The organism is Paracoccus sp. (in: a-proteobacteria) (assembly GCF_046289755.1).
Classification (GTDB): domain Bacteria; phylum Pseudomonadota; class Alphaproteobacteria; order Rhodobacterales; family Rhodobacteraceae; genus Paracoccus.
Window position 1 is genome coordinate 1 of sequence record NZ_JBKBVD010000059.1, and the last position, 18,380, is coordinate 18,380.

General features: G+C 65.8%; 16 protein-coding genes, 1 other RNA gene and 1 pseudogene. 10 read left to right on the forward strand and 8 right to left on the reverse strand.

Features of this window, described 5'->3' with window-relative positions; all coding sequences use genetic code 11:
- From ACK41U_RS16735 to ACK41U_RS16750, 4 genes and pseudogenes are all read right to left on the reverse strand, one after another.
- Window positions 1-434, reverse strand: a pseudogene (locus ACK41U_RS16735) (ABC transporter permease); the annotation flags it as partial.
- The gene (locus tag ACK41U_RS16740) at window positions 434-1,510 is read right to left on the reverse strand and encodes a microcin C ABC transporter permease YejB (protein WP_409682571.1); all 1,077 of its coding nucleotides are present in this window, start codon (window positions 1,508-1,510) and stop codon (window positions 434-436) included. The gene ACK41U_RS16740 and the pseudogene ACK41U_RS16735, both read right to left, overlap by 1 nt.
- Before the next feature lie 108 nt (window positions 1,511-1,618).
- Window positions 1,619-3,478, reverse strand: a complete 1,860-nt coding sequence (locus ACK41U_RS16745) for an extracellular solute-binding protein (protein WP_409682574.1) — start codon at window positions 3,476-3,478, stop codon at window positions 1,619-1,621.
- 246 nt (window positions 3,479-3,724) lie between these two features.
- Window positions 3,725-4,234, reverse strand: a complete 510-nt coding sequence (locus ACK41U_RS16750; protein ID WP_409682577.1) for a c-type cytochrome — start codon at window positions 4,232-4,234, stop codon at window positions 3,725-3,727.
- A gap of 131 nt (window positions 4,235-4,365) precedes the next feature.
- Here ACK41U_RS16750 and ACK41U_RS16755 point away from each other — a divergent pair, with 131 nt between their 5' ends.
- Window positions 4,366-5,220, forward strand: coding sequence for a prephenate dehydratase (locus tag ACK41U_RS16755; RefSeq protein WP_409682579.1), 855 nt, complete (start codon window positions 4,366-4,368; stop codon window positions 5,218-5,220).
- Window positions 5,221-5,263: 43 nt separating this feature from the next.
- Here the strand turns inward: ACK41U_RS16755 and ACK41U_RS16760 are convergent, their stop codons facing one another.
- On the reverse strand, window positions 5,264-5,722 hold the full coding sequence (locus ACK41U_RS16760) for a hypothetical protein (RefSeq protein ID WP_409682582.1): 459 nt from the start codon (window positions 5,720-5,722) through the stop codon (window positions 5,264-5,266).
- 346 nt (window positions 5,723-6,068) lie between these two features.
- Here ACK41U_RS16760 and ACK41U_RS16765 point away from each other — a divergent pair, with 346 nt between their 5' ends.
- The 6 genes from ACK41U_RS16765 (at window position 6,069) to ACK41U_RS16790 (ending at window position 11,830) form a co-directional block, all read left to right on the forward strand.
- Entirely contained in the window at window positions 6,069-7,940 is a 1,872-nt protein-coding gene (locus tag ACK41U_RS16765; protein WP_409682585.1) for a bifunctional 2',3'-cyclic-nucleotide 2'-phosphodiesterase/3'-nucleotidase, read from the forward strand.
- Window positions 7,941-8,004: 64 nt separating this feature from the next.
- An RNA gene (ffs, locus tag ACK41U_RS16770) (signal recognition particle sRNA small type) lies at window positions 8,005-8,103 on the forward strand.
- 29 nt (window positions 8,104-8,132) lie between these two features.
- Window positions 8,133-8,864, forward strand: coding sequence for a lipoyl(octanoyl) transferase LipB (lipB, locus tag ACK41U_RS16775; protein ID WP_409682588.1), 732 nt, complete (start codon window positions 8,133-8,135; stop codon window positions 8,862-8,864).
- Window positions 8,865-8,977: 113 nt separating this feature from the next.
- Window positions 8,978-9,415, forward strand: coding sequence for a c-type cytochrome (locus ACK41U_RS16780; RefSeq protein WP_409682591.1), 438 nt, complete (start codon window positions 8,978-8,980; stop codon window positions 9,413-9,415).
- A gap of 228 nt (window positions 9,416-9,643) precedes the next feature.
- Entirely contained in the window at window positions 9,644-11,320 is a 1,677-nt protein-coding gene (locus ACK41U_RS16785) for a cytochrome c oxidase subunit 1 (RefSeq protein WP_409682594.1), read from the forward strand.
- Between the two features lie 12 nt (window positions 11,321-11,332).
- Complete coding sequence (locus ACK41U_RS16790; protein ID WP_409682597.1) at window positions 11,333-11,830, forward strand: DUF2244 domain-containing protein; 498 nt, start codon at window positions 11,333-11,335, stop codon at window positions 11,828-11,830.
- Window positions 11,831-11,861: 31 nt separating this feature from the next.
- Here ACK41U_RS16790 and ACK41U_RS16795 read toward each other — a convergent pair whose 3' ends face one another.
- Together ACK41U_RS16795 and ACK41U_RS16800 are read right to left on the reverse strand one after the other, a co-directional pair.
- Entirely contained in the window at window positions 11,862-12,047 is a 186-nt protein-coding gene (locus ACK41U_RS16795) for a DUF3008 family protein (RefSeq protein WP_409682599.1), read from the reverse strand.
- A 43-nt stretch (window positions 12,048-12,090) separates the two neighbouring features.
- Window positions 12,091-12,552 carry a GatB/YqeY domain-containing protein gene (locus ACK41U_RS16800; RefSeq protein WP_409682602.1) on the reverse strand — a complete coding sequence of 154 codons (462 nt, stop codon included), beginning with the start codon at window positions 12,550-12,552 and terminating at the stop codon, window positions 12,091-12,093.
- 174 nt (window positions 12,553-12,726) lie between these two features.
- Here ACK41U_RS16800 and carA point away from each other — a divergent pair, with 174 nt between their 5' ends.
- From carA to ACK41U_RS16815, 3 genes are all read left to right on the forward strand, one after another.
- Window positions 12,727-13,875 carry a glutamine-hydrolyzing carbamoyl-phosphate synthase small subunit gene (gene carA, locus ACK41U_RS16805; RefSeq protein WP_409682605.1) on the forward strand — a complete coding sequence of 383 codons (1,149 nt, stop codon included), beginning with the start codon at window positions 12,727-12,729 and terminating at the stop codon, window positions 13,873-13,875.
- Between the two features lie 110 nt (window positions 13,876-13,985).
- Complete coding sequence (locus tag ACK41U_RS16810) at window positions 13,986-14,474, forward strand: hypothetical protein (RefSeq protein WP_409682608.1); 489 nt, start codon at window positions 13,986-13,988, stop codon at window positions 14,472-14,474.
- A gap of 6 nt (window positions 14,475-14,480) precedes the next feature.
- Entirely contained in the window at window positions 14,481-16,085 is a 1,605-nt protein-coding gene (locus ACK41U_RS16815; RefSeq protein WP_409682611.1) for a glycosyltransferase, read from the forward strand.
- 22 nt (window positions 16,086-16,107) lie between these two features.
- Here ACK41U_RS16815 and ACK41U_RS16820 read toward each other — a convergent pair.
- Window positions 16,108-18,380: glutamine-synthetase adenylyltransferase (locus tag ACK41U_RS16820; RefSeq protein ID WP_409682614.1), on the reverse strand; the 2,273-nt coding region annotated here is incomplete at its 5' end.

Sequence of the window (18,380 nt, forward strand, 5' to 3'; positions counted from 1 at the left end):
TTGCTGTCCGGCGCGCTTGGCGCGGTGCCGACATTGTTGATGGTGCGGTAATGATAGGGCACCGGCGGCCAGATCATCCAGCCCTGCTCGGCCTGCGGCACATCGCTGGCACCCGTCTGCACGGCCTCCATGAACCCTTCGGGATCGTCCCAGCAATCCTCGCGCCCGCCGCTGACGATCAGACATTGCACGGCGGGATCGCGGTAAACCGCCTCGGTGCCGAAATCGCCGCCGAAGGCCGTCTCGGGGTAAAAATTATAGGCCGGGAAATACAGATCGCCCTGAAACCGCACGACGATGGGTTTGTCATTAGCCACGATCTCGGCAAACATCGCCACCACGAACAGCACCGAGAAGATCACCAGCGACCAGAACGCCCGCCCGTTCCGGCGGAAATTCCGCAGCCGCCTGCGGTTCAGCTCGGACATCGCCATCAGCCCGCCCTCTTCTCGAAATCAATGCGCGGATCGACGAAGACATACATCATGTCCGACAGGATCCCGACCACAAGGCTCATCAGCCCGAACACGTAAAGCGTGCCGAAGATCACCGGATAATCGCGTTGCACGGCGGCCTCAAAGCCCAGCCGCCCCAGACCGTCCAGCGAGAAAATCGTCTCGATCAGGATGGATGAGCCGAAGAACACGCCCAGAAACATCGCCGGAAAGCCCGCGATCACGATCAGCATGGCGTTGCGGAAGACATGGCCATACAGCACCCGCCCCTCGGTCAGTCCCTTGGCGCGGGCGGTGATGACATATTGCTTGTTGATCTCGTCCAGAAAGCTGTTCTTGGTCAGCAGGGTCAGCGTGGCAAAGCTGCTGATCGTCGCCGCCATCACCGGCAGCGTCGCGTGCCAGACATAATCCTTGATCTTGCCCCACAGCGACAGGTCGCTGAAATTCTCGCTGGACAGCCCGCGCAGCGGAAAGATCTGCCAATAGCTGCCGCCCGCGAACAGCACCATCAGCAGCACCGCGAACAGGAACGCCGGGATCGCATAGGCCATGATGATCACGCCCGAGGTCCAGGTGTCGAACCGCGATCCGTCGCGCACCGCCTTGCGGATGCCAAGCGGGATCGAGATCAGATAGGCGATCACCGTCGACCACAGCCCCAGCGTGATCGAGACCGGCATCTTCTCGACCACCAGATCCACCACGCTGATCGACCGGAACCACGAGGTGCCGAAATCGAACCGCAGGTAATTCCACAGCATATTGAAGAACCGCTCGACCGGCGGTTTGTCAAAGCCGAACTCGCGCTCCAGCTGGGCGATGAATTCGGGCGGCAGGCCCCGCGCGCCCTCGTATTCGGTGCTCAGCACCTGCGCGCTGTCGGCGGTGGCGCCGGTCAGGTTGCCCAGAACGTCGCCCTCGCCGCGCATCTGGGCGGCGATCTGTTCGATCGGGCCGCCGGGCACGAACTGGGTCAGCGTAAAGTTGACCAGCATGATGCCCAGCAAGGTCGGGATGATCAGCAGCATTCGCCGCAGGATATAGGCGCCCATCGGCCTCTGGCCTTCCCCATGGTCCGGGCCCTTGCCGGGCCCCTCTTGTTAAATCGGCTTGTCTGCAATCGCCGCCCGGAAATCAAGGGCCGCGACGTCAGACCGGTGCTAGCGCAGCTGCCCCGCCGCGCGCAGCTCGTCCGCGCGTTCGCTGTCATACCACCACATGTCCGTCACCCCCAGCCCATAGGGCGGCAGCTCGTCGGGGCGGTCGAACACGTCCCGATAGGCGACCGTATGGATCGGACGATACCATTGCGGGATCCAGAAGCGCAGGCTGCGCAGCGCCCGGTCCAGCGCGGCGATGCCCACGCGGTTCTCTTCATCGGTGGTCGCCGCGCTTGCGCTTTCGATCAGCGCGTCGATGGCGGGATTGGCCAGCCCCATCGGGTTGAAGACATCGTCGGAATGCTCTGATCCAAAGGCCTGCGCCGTGCCGCCGCCGACGGCATAGCCGTTCCCCAGCGCGTCGCGCACGATGTCGAAATCATGGCTGCGGGTGCGGGTCGTCAGCTCGGACGGATCGACCCGGCTCAGCACCGCATCCACGCCGATGGCGCGCAGGTTTTCGACAAAGGGGTTCACGATCCGGTCAAAGCTCTGATTGTGGTCCAGAAACTCGACCCGCAGCGTCTGACCATTCGCGTTGCGGCGCATCCCGCCCGCACCTGTCGGCCAGCCCGCCTCATCCAGCAACTGCGCCGCGCGCCTCGCATTGGCGCGGTCCTGCTGCTGATCCCCCGACACCGGGGCGGTCACGGCATCCTCGGTCAGAATACCCTCGGGCAGATCGTCGGCGACGGGCTCCAGCAACGCCAGTTCGGCAGGGCTGGGCGGGCCGTCGGCGCGCAGGTCGGAATTGTCCCAGAAACTGTCCAGCCGCGTGTTCATGCCATAAAACAGCGCATTGTTCGACCATTCGAAGTTGAACATCAGCCCGATGGCTTCACGGACGCGGATGTCCTGAAACTTCTCGCGCCGCAGGTTGAAGACCCAGGCCGCGCCATCCGCCACCACGCCATCGGGGATCTCTTCCTTGACCACGGCACCCGCTGCAAAGGCCGGAAAGTTATAGCCGGTGGACCAGATCCGTTCATCCTGCTCAACCCGGAAGGTGTAGATCCCGGCCTTGAACGCCTCGAACGCCGCGTCGAAATCGGAAAAATACTCGAATCTCAGGCGGTCGAAATTGTGCCGGCCCTGCTTGATCGGCAGATCGCGGCCCCAGTAATCGGGATTGCGCCGCATGGTGATCGAGCGTCCGAAATCGGCGCGCTCAAAGACATAGGGACCAGAGCCCAGAAAGGGCACATTGCTGGTCTGCTGGAGGTCGCGCTCATTCGCCTCGAAATCGGCCTGCGAAAAGACGATCTGCGCGCCCATCTGCCCGATGGAATCGCGTCGTGGGGCCTCATCGGTGAATTCGAACCGGATGCGGTGATCGTCCAGCACCTCGGCGCGGGCGACCATGCGCTTGATCGCCTCGGCGTAAGAGGGGAAGCCTTTTTCGATCATCGTCTCATAGGTGAACAGCACGTCATGTGCCGTCAGCGGGCTGCCATCGCTGAAGGCCGCCTCGGGGCGCAGATTAAAGATCACCCAGTCCCGGCTTTCGGGATATTCGATCGTCTCGCAGATCAGGCAGTAGCGCGCATTTGGATCATCCAGAACCGGCTCCATCAGCCGCTCCAGCATCATGACCGAGGGCGCCGTCGCCCGGCCCCGGAAGGTAAAGGGGTTATAGCTGTCGAAGGTGCCGATGCCATGCTGGGACAGTTCGCCGCCCTTTGGCGCATCGGGGTTCACATAGGGCAGATGCGGAAAGTCCGCAGGCATCGGCGGCTCTCCGAAGGTCGAGATTCCATGCGACGTGATGATCCGTTCGCCCTCAGCCGTTTCCTGGGCAACCGCCGCGGTTGCGGATGCAAAGCCGGACAAAAGAACAGCGATCAGGGCGGTGTGGCGCATGGGAACCTCTTGGCTGGATTGACAGAGGCTAGGCCAGCCGGGGGCCACGCATCAAGCCGCGATTTCGTGAACGCCCCGCGCGGCGACCGTGGCACAGCGGTGTACGCCCTGTGCACGGGCTGTGCCGCCCCGGTGTACGCCGGAAACAGCAAAAAACCCCGGCATTTGCCGGGGTTTCGGGTCGTGGCGCCTTGGGTGTTGCGCGGCGGCTGCGTGCGCTGCCGTTGCGCGTCAGATCAGGCCGGATCAGGGATTGCTTTCCAGAAAGGCAATCAGGCTGGCGCGTGCCTGATCGTCGCGGATGCCCGCAAAGCTCATGGCGGTGCCCGGCATGTAGCCGCGCGGGTTGGCGATGAAGTCGAACAGGTTCTCATGCGTCCAGACGCCGGGCATGTCCAGCGCCGCCGCCGAATAGCCGAAGCCTTCGACCGAGGCCTTGTCGCGGTCCACGACGCCGTTCAGATGCGGGCCCACGCCGTCATTGCCGTTCAACTGGTGACAGGACCGGCACTTGGCCCATTCGCGCTCGCCCTGCGCCAGATCGGCCGAGGCCATCAGCGCCTCGAAATCGACCTCGACCACCTCTTCGGCGGCACCGGCGTCACCTTCGGGGACAGGAATCGAATAGGCCTGCGCGATCTCGTCATCGCCGTGGGAATCGTGGCCGACGCGGTACAGCTCGCTGGCACCCCAACCGGCCAGCATCAGGAAAAGCAGCGCGCCAATAAAGCCGCCGGCTGCCTTGGTCAGGGTCATGGTGTTGAACATCGCGTGCGGTCCCCGCCTTGGTAAGCTCGTCAAGTCGTGGGTATGTATCCGCTTTCGCTTTCGAGGATCAAGGTATAGTTACCCCGGCAGCGTCAAATTTCGGAAAACCGGGGCCGCCCATGACCACCAACCGCATCGCATTTCAGGGAGAACCGGGCGCCTACAGCCATCAGGCATGCCACGCCGCACGCCCCGGCATGGAGGCCCTGCCCTGCCGCACCTTCGAGGATGTGGTCGAGGCCGTGCGCAGCGGTCAGGCCGATCTGGCGATGCTGCCGGTCGAGAACTCGACCTATGGCCGGGTGGCGGACATCCATCATTTGCTGCCCGAATCCGGGTTGCACATCATCGAAGAGGCGTTCGTCCGCGTCCATATCAGCCTGCTGGCCCTGCCCGGCACCCCCCTGTCCGAGATCCGCGAGGCGATGAGCCATCCGGTCCTGCTGGGCCAGTGCCGGGACTTTCTGCGCCAGCATGGCATCCACACCATCACCGGCGCCGATACCGCAGGCTCGGCCAAAGAGGTCGCCACGCGCGGCAATCGGTCGCTGGCAGCCCTTGCCGCGCCGCTGGCCGCCGAGATCTACGGGCTGGAGCGTCTGGCCGATCAGATCGAGGACCGTCAGAACAACACGACCCGGTTCCTGATCATGGCGCCGCAGCCCGACCACAGCCGCCGCGCCGAGCAGATGCTGACCAGCTTCGTGTTCCGCGTGCGCAACATCCCCGCCGCGCTGTACAAGGCCATGGGCGGGTTCGCCACGAATGGCGTCAACATGACCAAGCTGGAAAGCTACATGGTCGATGGCGTCTTCACCGCGACGCAGTTCTATGCCGATATCGAAGGCCACCCCGAGGACCCGCATGTCCGGCGCGCGCTGGACGAGCTGGGCTATTTCACCTCGTTCCTGACGATTCTGGGAACCTATCCCGCCGACCCGCTGCGCGAGAGCCAGCGCCCCCCGGCCGAGTGACACGGCCGATCCGCCAGCGGCGGGCCCGGACCGATGCCGCCGGTCAGGCGCGCGCGCCGCTCATGATATTGACGAATTCGGCGATCCGGCGGGCATAGCGCCGGTCCAGTTGCGCCTTGCCCAGCTTGGCGGTCTGGATCATCAGCCGCGCCTTCATGTTCCTCGGCTTCAGTTCGGTCTCGAAGATCAGCCGCGATTTCGTGCGGCTCAGCGCGACGATCGTGGCCAGAATCGCGATGTCCAGCGCCTCTGACCGCCCCGCCATCGCGATCTGCTCTGGCCGGTCAAAGCCGGTCACAGCCAGCCGCAACTTGCGCGCCTTGCCACGCCAGTCAAAATCTATCCGCCAGCCCATGGTCGTGCCCGGATCGCGTGCGGGGTCAATGCGGGTGACGCTGGCCCCGCGACCAATGATCAGCCGTTCGAGCGCATCAAAATCCCCGACCGCGTCAAAAAGTCGTTCCGCTGGCAGCTCGGTATCAATCCGCGTCGAAAACTTCATTTTTAAAAGTCCACTCACCATATCTGCGTGGCCGGAACGTCCCGACCCCGCAACGGCTGGATAGTCCGGATCACGATGCGCATTCAACCGGTTCATGACCATTTGAAGCTGCTGCTGGCGGATTCTGATCGTATTGCCGATTTTCGGGATATTGCTGCACCACATTGTTTGTACATAATAATATTCCTGAAAGATAAACCCATCCGGAAAACAATCTGAGGTTGTAATTCCTGCTGGCGCCTAGGATAACGAATTTTGACTGAGAGGAAACGGCTGCCCAAAGCGGTCCGACAGGAAGCCAGGCCCATGACGACGCCCGGACGCTCCGGACAGGGAAACGGACAGTGTGACGGCTGACAAAGGCGCCCTCGCATGTGGCCACCAGAAGGGGCATTCCCCCGACAGTGATCTGCTGCATCTGCGGGTCCTTGCGACCAGCGATCTGCACATGCACCTGCTGCCCTATGACTACCTCTCTGACATGCCCTGCACCCGCCATGGCCTTGCCCGCACGGCGGCCCTGATCCAGCAGCGACGGGCCGAGGCTGAGAGCTGCCTTCTGCTGGACAATGGCGATTTTCTGCAGGGCACGCCGATCGGGGACCTGTCTGCACGGACACCGGCACGGCCTCATCCGGCGATCGCGGTGATGAATGCGCTGAACTACGACGCGGTGGCGCTTGGCAATCACGATTTCAATTATGGCCTTCGTTTTCTGCGCCGCGTCGTGGCGCAAGCCCGCTTTCCGGTTCTGTCAGCCAACCTCGTTCTGACACCGGGGCCGCAAATCCGGCCCTGGACGCTGATCGACCGCAGGCTGCGCGACGCCATTGGCCGCGAGCATCTGCTGCGCATCGGCGTGGTCGGGTTTCTGCCGCCGCAGACCGCCGAATGGGACCAGGATCTGACGCCGTGGATGCGCTGCGATGACATCGTCGAGACCGCGCGCCGGGTCGTGCCTCTGATGCGCGAGCAAGGCGCACAGATCGTGATCGCGCTGGCCCATAGCGGAATCGGGCCGCTGCTGCCGCATCCCCGGATCGAGAACGCAGCCACCGCTCTGGCGGCCCTGCCGGGCATTGATGTCGTGATTGCGGGCCATACCCATGAGGTGTTTCCCGGCCCGCGCGCGCCATCGGACCAGGGCATCGACCCCGAGCGCGGAACGCTGGCAGGCAAACCCGCCGTGATGCCCGGCTATGGTGGCTCGCATCTGGGGGTCATTGATCTTGATCTGAAGGTGCAGCCAGCCGGTGGCGTGGCGATCTGCGGATTTCAGGTGCGCTGCGAGGCGGTGGACCCGGCGCTCAGGCCCGTTGCTGCCGCCCAGCAGCCGGTCATCGAGGCGCATCGCGCCACGCAGCGGCATCTGCGCAGCCGTGTGGGACGCAGCGAAGTGCCCCTGTGCAGCCATTTTGCGCTGTTGGGTCAGGATGCCGGGCTGCGGCTGATCAATCAGGCGCAACGCTGGCATATACGCCAGCGATTGCGGGGCACTTGCTGGCGGGATCTGCCGGTCCTGTCGGCCTGCGCGCCGTTTCGGGCCGGTGGCCGCGGCGGCCCTGACAACTACTGTGACATCGCGGCCGGCGCGCTGACCCTGCGGCATCTGGCGGATCTCTATGCCTTTCCGAACCGGATCACCGCCGTCCTGATCACCGGCGCTCAGGTCGCGGAATGGCTGGAGCGGGCGGCCAGCCTGTTTGCCCGGATCCCTGCGGGCAGCCGCGATCTGCCGCTGCTGGACCCCGGATTTCCCGCCTATAATTTCGACGTGATCGACGGGGTCACCTGGCAGATCGACCTGTCGGCACCCGCCCGCTATCGCCCCGACGGAACGCTGTCGGACCAAAGCACCCGGCGGATCCGGCAACTGACATATCGCGGCCGCCCGGTCACGACACAGGACCGGTTCATTCTGGCAACGAACACCTACCGTCTTGCCGGCTGCGGCCTGTTCAGCCCGCTGGTCAGGGACAGCCCGGTCCTGCTGAGGCGCGGGGCGCTGACCCGTGACGTGCTGCGGGCCTATATCCGCCGCCGTCGTCGCGTCGCCCCCGCAGCCACAGCGCATTGGCGCTTTGTCCCGCAGCCCGGGACCACTGTGCTGTTCCCCACCTCTCCTGCTGCCCGCCCACGAGAGCTGGTCGGCACCTATGCGCCCGAACCTCTGAGCGTGATGGCCGACGGCTTTGCGCTGATGCGTCTGTTTCTCTGAAACCGGCGCGGATTTGGCCGCCCCCGGGGGTTGCATCCGTGCGGCGTTGGGCCTATGTGACCGGTGAGAGGTTGGCGCGGGCGAGCGCCTCGCCAACCCGGTCAGGTCCGGAAGGAAGCAGCCGTAACGAGCCCCGCTTGGGTCGTTGTCCAGCCTCTCACCCATTCCCCATTCTGTGACCAGCATGTGACAATGCGATCCCGGTCCGGGGGCCTTTCATCCCATCGCTGCACTCTTGTACGCCTTGACCTTGCCGCGCCAGAGCGGCAGATCAGCGCCATGGCAGAGTGGATCACCAGCAAGGGCCTTGTCGCCCATGAGGACGCCGTGCGTCAGATGGAGGCGCGGGTCGCCGCGATTCTGGCTGGCACCGAGCCCGAGGCGATCTGGCTGGTCGAGCATCCGCCCCTTTATACCGCAGGCACCAGCGCGCGGCCCGAGGATCTGCTGGAGGCGCGCTTTCCGGTGCATCCCACCGGGCGGGGCGGGCAGTACACCTATCACGGGCCCGGCCAGCGCGTCGTCTATGTCATGCTGGACCTGAACCGGCGCGGGCGCGACATCCGCGCCTTTGTCGCCCAGCTTGAGGCCTGGGTCATCGCCGCCCTTGCCGAATTCGGCGTCCGGGGCGAGATCCGCGCGGGCCGCGTGGGTGTCTGGGTCGCGCGCCCCGACAAGCCGCCCTTGCCCGACGGCGCGATCCGCGAAGACAAGATTGCCGCGATCGGCATCAAGCTGCGGCGGTGGGTCAGCTTTCACGGCATCTCGATCAATGTCGAACCCGACCTGAGCCATTACGCCGGGATCGTGCCCTGCGGCATCAGCGGGCATGGCGTGACCAGCCTTGTCGATCTGGGCCTGCCGGTCACGATGGCCGATCTGGATCTGGCCCTGCACCGAAGCTTTGACGCCACGATGGGCTGAGGCCGTTTGGCATCACGACCGCGCGTGCGACCTTTCGGTAGGTGGATTCCCCTGTCGGCGCCTATAAGCTGCCCACCGGAGACCCCCAGCAAGGTCGAGCGAGGACACACGTAATGAAGCCAGCCATCATCGGCGCCCTGTTGGGCGCAACCCTGACCCTTCCCGTCGCAGCGCAAGCCCAGGACGTGGCAGCGGGCGAAACCGAATACCGCAAATGCCGGGCCTGCCACATGATTCAGGACAGCGCCGGGACCGACATCGTCAAGGGCGGCAATATCGGGCCGAACCTGTGGAACATCATCGGCTCGCCCGTCGCATCCGAGGAAGGCTATCGCTATGGCGACGGCATCCTTGCGGCGGCGGCAGCCAACCCGGACATGGTCTGGACCGCGGAAGAGCTGGCCGTTTATGTCACCGATCCGCAGGCATGGGTGCGCGAGAAATCGGGCGATGCCGCGGCGCGGTCGAAAATGACGTTCAAGCTGAACCGGGGTCAGGAAGATATTGCCGCCTACCTGACCAGCGTGTCGCCGGACGCCCCGGCGCCGTAAGACCGGGCCCGCAGTACCGGGCCCCGTAGCACCGGGCCCGCGACAAGCGCCTGCGGCGTTGCGCCGCAGGCAAATGGGGCGGCGCACGCCCGAAACCCGCATTCTTTCGACCGCGCCGCGCTTTCTGACCATCGTGACGCATTGCCCGGTTCGTGCGGCTGGTCTAAAGAATGCGTGATAATGCCGGTCTGCCAGGCCGGCCTGACGGAATCTTGAGGGAGTTCGGGTATGGCAGACGCAGCCGCACACGGCCACGGCGACCATCATGACACACGCGGGTTCTTTACCCGCTGGTTCATGTCTACAAACCACAAGGATATTGGTATCCTTTATCTTTTCACCGCAGGGATTGCCGGCCTGATCGCCGTCAGCTTCACGGTGTATATGCGGATGGAGCTGCACGACCCCGGTGTGCAGTATATGTGCATGGAGGGCGCGCGCTTCTTCGCCGACGCGACTCGCGAATGCACACCGAACGGCCATCTGTGGAACGTTCTGGTCACCTATCACGGCGTCCTGATGATGTTCTTTGTCGTCATCCCGGCGCTGTTCGGCGGTTTCGGCAACTATTTCATGCCGCTGCAGATCGGCGCGCCGGACATGAGCTTCCCGCGCATGAACAACCTCAGCTACTGGCTCTATGTGGCCGGTCTGTTGCTGGGCGTCGCCTCGCTGCTGGCGCCGGGTGGCAACCAGCAGCTGGGGTCGGGCGTGGGCTGGGTTCTGTACCCGCCGCTGTCCACGAATGAAGGCGGCTATTCGATGGATCTGGCGATCTTCGCCGTCCACGTCTCGGGTGCCAGCTCCATCGTCGGTGCGATCAACATCATCACCACCTTCCTGAACATGCGTGCCCCCGGCATGACCCTGTTCAAGGTGCCGCTGTTCGCCTGGTCGGTGTTCATCACCGCATGGCTGATCCTGCTGGCGCTGCCGGTTCTGGCCGGTGCCATCACCATGCTGCTGATGGACCGCAATTTCGGCACCAACTTCTTCAACCCGGCCGGTGGCGGCGATCCGGTGCTGTATCAGCACATCCTGTGGTTCTTCGGCCACCCGGAAGTGTACATCATCATTCTGCCCGGCTTCGGCATCATCAGCCACGTCATCGCGACCTTCTCGAAAAAGCCTATCTTCGGTTATCTGCCGATGGTTCTGGCCATGGCCGCGATCGGGATCCTGGGCTTCGTCGTCTGGGCGCACCACATGTATACCGTCGGCATGTCGCTGACCCAGCAGGCCTATTTCATGCTGGCCACCATGACCATCGCGGTGCCCACGGGCATCAAGGTCTTCTCGTGGATTGCCACGATGTGGGGCGGCAGCGTCGAGTTCAAGACACCGATGCTCTGGGCCTTCGGCTTCCTGTTCCTGTTCACCGTGGGCGGGGTCACCGGGGTCGTGCTGTCGCAGGCGCCGCTGGACCGTGTGTATCATGACACCTATTACGTCGTGGCCCACTTCCACTATGTGATGTCGCTGGGTGCGGTGTTTGCGATCTTTGCCGGGGTCTATTACTGGATCGGCAAGATGTCGGGCCGTCAGTATCCGGAATGGGCGGGCAAGCTGCACTTCTGGATGATGTTCATCGGTGCGAACCTGACCTTCTTCCCGCAGCACTTCCTGGGTCGTCAGGGCATGCCGCGCCGTTACATCGACTATCCGGTCGAGTTCGCCTACTGGAACGCGATCAGCTCGTGGGGCGCCTATCTGTCCTTTGCGTCCTTCGTGTTCTTCATCGGGATCGTGTTCTACACGCTGTTTGCGGGCAAGCGCGTGACCGAGAACAACTACTGGAACGAATACGCCGACACGCTGGAATGGACCCTGCCCTCGCCCCCGCCCGAGCACACGTTCGAGCAACTTCCCAAGCGCGAGGACTGGGATCGCAGCGCGGCCCATTAAGGTCATCGAGCGATGCCCTATGACTGGACAGAGACGGCCCCGGATCATTCCGGGGCCGTTTTTCATACGCTGCGCCTGTGGCCGCACCGGTCGCTGCCGCGCAAGGGTTTTGTGTGGTTCATCGCCGTGACGGCGGCGCTGATCTCACTGCCGCTGCTGGCAGTGCTGGGCACGGCGGTTCTGTGGGGGCTGTTGCCGTTCATGGCGGTGACGGTGGCGGGGGTCTGGCTGGCGATCCAGAAGACCTATCGCAGCGGTCAGACCCGCGAAGAGCTGCTGCTGGACCGGCAGATGCTGCGCGTGCGCCGCCACGATCCGGGCAGGCCGGTGCGCGAATGGCAGACCAACAGCTATTGGGTGCGCGCAGCCCTGCGCCGCGGGCCGGTCGAGAACTACCTGACCCTGACCGACGGACAGCGCGAGATCGAGCTGGGCGCCTTTCTGACGCCCGAGGAACGGCGCGAGCTGTGCGACGATCTGACCCGCAGGTTCGGCAAACTCCGCAGCTGAAACGGGCCGCAGCGTGGCCGTGGCCCCTGTGCTAGTCGTCAATGTGGTCGGGCAGACCCTCATGACCGGTCGAGGCGAAATCTTCCAGTTCCGCCTCGGTCATGCTGTCATACATGTCTTTCGATACGCCCTGCAGGTCACTCACCCTGGTTTCACCGCGCCTGGCGGACAGGGCGGCGCCTGCGGCGCGCTGCTGGGCCATGGATCTTGCGGGCATGGGTCACCTCCTGCGCCGGAAACGCGCAGGAGGCCGCGTTGGTTCACGCCAGAAGGCGGTCCTTGACCATCGGCCCGACGGCGCCAAAATCCATCTGACCGGCATGGCGTTCCTTCAGCGCAGCCATCACCCGGCCCATGTCGCGGATCCCCTCGGCACCCAGATCGGTGATCGCGGCAGTGACGGCAGCCAGCGTCTCGGCCTCATCCATCTGCCGGGGCAGGAATTCCTGGATGATGCCGATCTCGTCCTCTTCCTTGGCGGCCAGTTCCAGCCGCCCGCCCTCTTCGTAGGCGCGGGCCGATTCCTGACGCTGCTTGACCATGCGCGACATGATCAGCACCAGATCGCCCTCGGTCAGGATCCCGTCGCCGTCACCGCCGCGCGCTGCGATTTCGCGGTCCTTGATGGCGGCGCCGATCAGGCGCAGGGTGGACAGCCGGGCACTGTCCTTGGACTTCATCGCCTCCTTGGTGGCGGCTTGCAGTCTGGCGCGCAGTTCCATGATAGCGTTTCCTTGCTGGCTGTCGCTTGGGGATCAGAGCCTGCGGGATGTACTGCAACCGAGGCGACAGTTCAAGCTGACCACCGGGACAGGCATCGCCATGGGACACGCTGCGGGTTGACCTTGGCCCCCCCGCGCCCTATTCACCGGCAGATTTCAGACCAGAGGTGCCCCATGGCCACGAAACCGACCGCCTGTCTGGCCCTTGCCGACGGCACAATCTTTTATGGCCACGGCTTTGGCGCCCCCGGAGAGGTGGTGGCCGAGCTGGTCTTCAACACCGCCATGACCGGCTATCAGGAGATCATGACCGATCCCTCCTATGCCAGCCAGATCGTGACCTTCACCTTTCCCCATATCGGCAATACCGGCATCACCCCCGAGGATGACGAGGCGCAGGACCCGCATGCCAGCGGCATCGTCGTGCGCTGGGACCCGACCGAGCCGTCGAACTGGCGATCAGCGGGTGATCTGCCCGACTGGATGGCCCGGCGCGGGCGCATAGGCATCGGCGGCGTCGACACCCGCCGCCTGACCCGCGCGATCCGCCAGCAGGGCGCGCCGCATGTGGTGTTGGCCCATGACCCGGACGGCAATTTCGACCTGCCCGCGCTGATCGCCAGGGCGCGTGCGTGGAAGGGTCTGGTCGGCCTCGATCTGGCCCGCGATGTCAGCTGCGCCCAGAGCTATCGCTGGGATGAGGGCGCGTGGGAATGGGGCAAGGGCTTTGGCCGCGTGACCGGGGACAAACCCTTTCGCGTGGTGGCCGTCGATTACGGCGCCAAGCGCAACATCCTGCGCTCGCTGGTGGCATACGGCGCCGAGGTGACGGTTCTGCCCGCCACCGCCACCGCCGAAGAGGTGCTGGCCCATGACCCCGAGGGCGTGTTCCTGTCCAACGGCCCCGGCGATCCGGCGGCCACGGGCGATTATGCGGTGCCGATGATCCAGACGCTGCTGGAGCGCGACATGCCGATCTTCGGCATCTGTCTGGGCCATCAGATGCTGGCGCTGGCGCTGGGGGCGAAGACGGTCAAGATGGGCCACGGCCATCACGGCGCCAACCATCCGGTGCGCGATGTCGAGACCGGCAAGGTCGAGATCACCTCGATGAACCACGGTTTCGCCGTCGATTCGCAGAGCCTGCCCAAGGGCGTGATCGAAACCCATGTCAGCCTGTTCGACGGCAGCAATTGCGGCATCCGGGTCGAGAATCGCCCGGTCTTTTCGGTGCAGCACCACCCCGAGGCCGCGCCGGGCCCGCAGGACAGCCTCTATCTGTTCCAGCGTTTTGCCGAGTCCATGCGCTTGCGCCGGGGCTGATCGGAAACGCAACATGAACAGCGGGCGCAGTTTGCGTTGCGCCTGCGGCCACTTAACCCGCTGTTAATCACTGCTGTGCCACCAAGAGCCGATCCACCGGGGAATCGCTCATGGCACGCATTGCACCGCTGACGTCCGATGCCGATACGCATGCCGTGACCGGTCACGGCGTGACGCTGGCCAGCCCGACGCTGGCCCCGCGCAGCGAATTGCCGCTTGGTCAGATTCTGGTCGAGGATGGTGCGGTCGATCCGGGCAATCTGCTCAAGGCGACGATCCTGCGGCGGCGCGAGAATGCGCGTCTGGGCGAGATCCTGCTGGGCAATGGCTGGGTCACGCCCGAGGCGCTGGCCCGCGCCCTGTCGCGCCAGTGGCGCACCACCGCCATCGACCCCGATCTATCGCCCGCAGACCCCCGCCTGATCGACGCGGCGGGCGCGGGGTTCTGCCTGACGCAAGGGGTCCTGCCATGGCGCCGGATCGGTGGCGTGACCTGGATCGCCACGGCCCGGCCCGACCAGTTCATGGCGCTGCTGCCACGGTTGCCCGCCGAATTCGGCACTGTCCGCATGCTGCTCTGCACCGAGGAACAGGCGTAGACGGGCGTGCTGAACAGCCGCAGGACCCGCCTGATCCGCGAGGCCGAATCGCGCGTTCCTGCCGCCGAAAGCTGTCGCACGCAGAACCAGCCGCGCACCGCCCGCCTGGCGCTGGGGCTGCTGGCGGCGGTGACGCTGGGGCTGTGGCTGGTGCCGGTGCTGATGGCCGGCCTGCTGGCGGGATGGGCGATCCTGACGCTGCTGACGCAGAGCGGGCTGAAACTGCTGTCGTTTCTGGCGGCAGGGCGGGCACGCTCGGATCAGGACCGGGTTGCCGCAGCCATTGCTGCGGGTCGCCTCACGCCGCCCGAGATCGACACGCCGCTGCCCGTCATCTCGGTCATGGTGCCGCTATTCGAGGAAAGCGATGTCGCGGGCAAGCTGGTCGCGCGGCTGGCGCGGCTGGATTATCCGCGCGAGCTGACCGACCTGCTGCTGGTCATCGAGGACAGCGACCACGTCACCTCGAAGGCGCTGGAGGGCGCGTGGCTGCCCCGCTGGATCAGGGTCGTGCGGGTGCCCGACGGGCCGATCAAGACCAAGCCGCGGGCGCTGAACTATGCGCTGAACTTCTGCCGCGGCCAGATCGTCGGCATCTGGGACGCCGAGGACCGGCCCGATCCCGATCAGCTGCACAAGGTCGCGCGCCGCTTTCATTTCGCGCCCGCCGATGTCGCCTGCCTGCAAGGGGCGCTGGATTTCTACAATCCGCGCACCAACTGGCTGGCCCGCTGCTTTGCCATCGAATACGCGGCGTGGTTCCGGGTGCTGCTGCCCGGCGTGGCCCGTCTGGGGCTGGTGGTGCCGCTGGGTGGCACGACGCTGTTCTTTCGCCGCGAGGTGCTGGAACAGATCGGCGCCTGGGATGCCTGGAACGTCACCGAGGACGCCGATCTGGGCGTCCGGCTGGCCCGGCGCGGCTACCGCACCGAGATCATCGCGACCACTACCGACGAAGAGGCCAATTGCCGCGCCCTGCCCTGGGTCAAGCAACGCTCTCGCTGGCTGAAAGGCTATGCGATGACCTGGGGCGTGCATATGCGCGATCCGGTGCAGCTGTATCGCGATCTGGGCGCGCGGCGGTTCTGGGGCTTTCAGGTGCAGTTCTTCGGCGCGCTGTCGCAATACCTGCTGGCCCCGGTGCTGTGGAGCTTCTGGTTGCTGGCGTTTGGCCTGCCGCACCCGCTGCGGGCACCGCTGGAACAGATATGGGGCGGCTGGGCGATCCCGGTCATGTCCGGGCTGTTCATCGGGTCCGAGGCGCTGTCGATCCTTGTCGGCATGCGGGCCGTGCGTGGCGCCAGGCACCGTCATCTGCTGCCCTGGGTGCCGACCCTGCACCTTTATTTTCCGCTTGGCTGTCTGGCCGGGTGGAAGGCGATTTACGAGGTCGTGACCAAGCCGTTCTACTGGGACAAGACCGCGCATGGCCTGTTCGTCGAGACCGGCGATCTGTCCGAAATAGCCGCGCAGGCCCTGCCCGGAATGGTCGAGATACCGCTTATGGGCCAGATCGGTGAGCAAAGCGGCGCGCCGCTGCCCGACCTCGTGTCCGCGGCAGTCGCGTCGCCCCAGAGCAGCGGTGCCGCACCACGGAAGATGGCCGGATAGGCCCGTGGCGGCGTCTGTCGCGTCAGGCCGGGGGCAGCGCCAGTTCGCCGTCGATCAGGCGCGTGGCCTCGTCGATCTCGGCGCCCAGACGCGCGGCCAGCCGGTCCAGATCCTCGGCATCCGTCTCGCGCAGCAGGAATTGCTGGCCGCCTCGCCCCAGCGCCTCCATATCCAGCGCCCGGTCGGTCAGCAGCCGCCCCGAGGCATGCAGCCGCCACAGCGCGCGCCAGACCGAGGACAGCCGCACCGCCGTCTGCATCGGCAGCAGCCCGCCCCGCTGGCCCGCCCGCAGCTGCGCCAGCGTGTTGCGGGCGGGATCGCCCATCCGCAGCGCGCAGGATTGCGCCAGCAGGTCGATGTCCTGCAGACGCCCCGGACCCACCTTGGCCTCCCACGGGCCATCGGGCTGGCGGGCGGCAAAGATCCGCGCCCGCATCTCGGCCAGATCGGGCATGACGCGATCCTCGCCCCCCCGCGCGCCCAGCACCGACTGGCGCAGCGCCTCGACCTGACCGGCCAGCGCGCCCGCATCCCCGCCGGCCTGCGCGACGACGCGCGCACGGGTCAGGGCCAGATGCTCCCATGTCCAGGCCTCGGTCATCTGATAGCTTTCAAAGCTTTGCACCGCCGTCGCCACCGGACCCTGCCGCCCCGAGGGGCGCAGGCGCATGTCTACCTCATAGAGGCGCCCTTCGGCGGTCGGCGCCGACAGGGCGGTGATCATCGCCTGCGTCAGCCGCGCATAATAGGGCCGTGCGGCCAGCGGGCGCGGCCCGTCCGAGGCATCGGCCCCATCCGCGTCATAGATCACGATCAGATCGAGGTCCGAGCCCGCATTCAGCGCCCGCGCCCCCAGCGAGCCCATGCCCAGCACCACGGCGCCGCGCCCCGGCGGCGGGCCATGGCGGCGCGCGAAATCATCGGCGGTCACGGGAAACAGCGCCGCGACGCAGGCATCGGCCAGATCGGCATATTGCCCCGCCGCCTCATCCGCGTCGATCAGCCCGCGCAGATGGTGCACGCCGATGCGGAAATGCCATTCATGCGCCCATCGCCGCGCCGCATCCAGCGCCTGCTCATACCCTCCCTGCGGTGCGCGCAGGGCGGCGGTCAGTGCCTGCGCCAACTCGGTGCGCAGCCCGCCCGCGCCGGGCCATGGCCCGAAAAAGCTGCCCGCCAGCACCCCGTCCAGCACCGCCGCATGCCGCGACAGATAGGCCGCCAGCGCCGGGGCGGTGCCGCAGATGTCGACGATCAGGTCGATCAGCTGCGGATTGGCGTCAAACAGCGAGAACAGCTGCACCCCGGCAGGCAGGCGCGACAGGAAACTGTCAAACCGGGCCAGCGCTTCGGCGGGATGCCCGGCCTCGGCCATGCGCGCCAGCAGCTGCGGCTCGATCCGGCGGAAGATCTGCTGCGCGCGCTCGGACCGCAGCGCGGGATAGCCCTGCCAGCGGGCGATGATGGCCCGCGATTCATCGGACAGCTCGGGCATCTCGCGGTCGCCGCCGCAGGGGGCAAAGAAGTCCTCGGTCAGTTCATGCACCCGGCCAAGCCGCGTCTTCAGCCGCGCAGCCCATGCGACCGCATCCGCCTCGCCCGACAGGGCCGCGATGACGGCCAGCCCCTGCGGATCACGCGGCAGTGTGTGGGTCTGGGCGTCGTTCACCATCTGGATGCGGTGTTCGATGTCGCGATGCTCGCGGTAATGGGCGATCAGTTCCTCGGCCACCTCGGGCGGCACCCAGCCGCTGGCGGCCAGCGCGCGCAGCCCCCCCACCGTGTCGCGCAGCCGCAGCGAGGCATCGCGCCCGCCTGCGATCAGCTGGCGGGTCTGGGTGAAGAACTCGATCTCGCGGATACCGCCCTGCCCCAGCTTGATATTGTGGCCCGCCACCTCCAGCCGCCCGCCCAGCCCCTTGTGGTCGCGGATGCGCAGCCGCATGTCATGGGCGTCCTGAATGGCGGCGAAATCCAGATGCTTGCGCCAGATGAAAGGGCGCAGCTCGTGCAGGAACCGCTCGCCCGCTGCGATATTGCCCGCCGCCGCCCGCGCCTTGATGAAGGCGCCGCGTTCCCATGTCCGGCCCTCGGCCTCGTAATAGGCCAGCGCGGCGGCGGTCGAGATGCAGACCGGCGTGACGGCCGCATCGGGCCGCAGCCGCAGATCGGTGCGGAAGACATAGCCGTGATCGGTCACGTCCGACAGGGTCGCGGCCATCTTGCGGGTGGCGCGGATCAGCGCCGCGCGGGCCTCCATCTGGCTGTCGGCGGGATAGGCGGTTTCGTCAAACA

What these genes read in the sequence shown, in the direction of transcription:
- ACK41U_RS16780 (WP_409682591.1), top strand. Translation starts at nt 8,978, where the DNA reads ATGAAGCCAGCCATCATCGGCGCCCTGTTGGGCGCAACCCTGACCCTT.
- ACK41U_RS16755 (WP_409682579.1), top strand. Translation starts at nt 4,366, where the DNA reads ATGACCACCAACCGCATCGCATTTCAGGGAGAACCGGGCGCCTACAGC.
- ACK41U_RS16810 (WP_409682608.1), top strand. Translation starts at nt 13,986, where the DNA reads ATGGCACGCATTGCACCGCTGACGTCCGATGCCGATACGCATGCCGTG.
- ACK41U_RS16745 (WP_409682574.1), bottom strand. Translation starts at nt 3,478, where the DNA reads ATGCGCCACACCGCCCTGATCGCTGTTCTTTTGTCCGGCTTTGCATCC.
- ACK41U_RS16800 (WP_409682602.1), bottom strand. Translation starts at nt 12,552, where the DNA reads ATGGAACTGCGCGCCAGACTGCAAGCCGCCACCAAGGAGGCGATGAAG.
- ACK41U_RS16795 (WP_409682599.1), bottom strand. Translation starts at nt 12,047, where the DNA reads ATGCCCGCAAGATCCATGGCCCAGCAGCGCGCCGCAGGCGCCGCCCTG.
- ACK41U_RS16740 (WP_409682571.1), bottom strand. Translation starts at nt 1,510, where the DNA reads ATGGGCGCCTATATCCTGCGGCGAATGCTGCTGATCATCCCGACCTTG.
- carA (WP_409682605.1), top strand. Translation starts at nt 12,727, where the DNA reads ATGGCCACGAAACCGACCGCCTGTCTGGCCCTTGCCGACGGCACAATC.
- ACK41U_RS16785 (WP_409682594.1), top strand. Translation starts at nt 9,644, where the DNA reads ATGGCAGACGCAGCCGCACACGGCCACGGCGACCATCATGACACACGC.
- lipB (WP_409682588.1), top strand. Translation starts at nt 8,133, where the DNA reads ATGCGATCCCGGTCCGGGGGCCTTTCATCCCATCGCTGCACTCTTGTA.
- ACK41U_RS16750 (WP_409682577.1), bottom strand. Translation starts at nt 4,234, where the DNA reads ATGACCCTGACCAAGGCAGCCGGCGGCTTTATTGGCGCGCTGCTTTTC.
- ACK41U_RS16760 (WP_409682582.1), bottom strand. Translation starts at nt 5,722, where the DNA reads ATGAAGTTTTCGACGCGGATTGATACCGAGCTGCCAGCGGAACGACTT.
- ACK41U_RS16790 (WP_409682597.1), top strand. Translation starts at nt 11,333, where the DNA reads ATGCCCTATGACTGGACAGAGACGGCCCCGGATCATTCCGGGGCCGTT.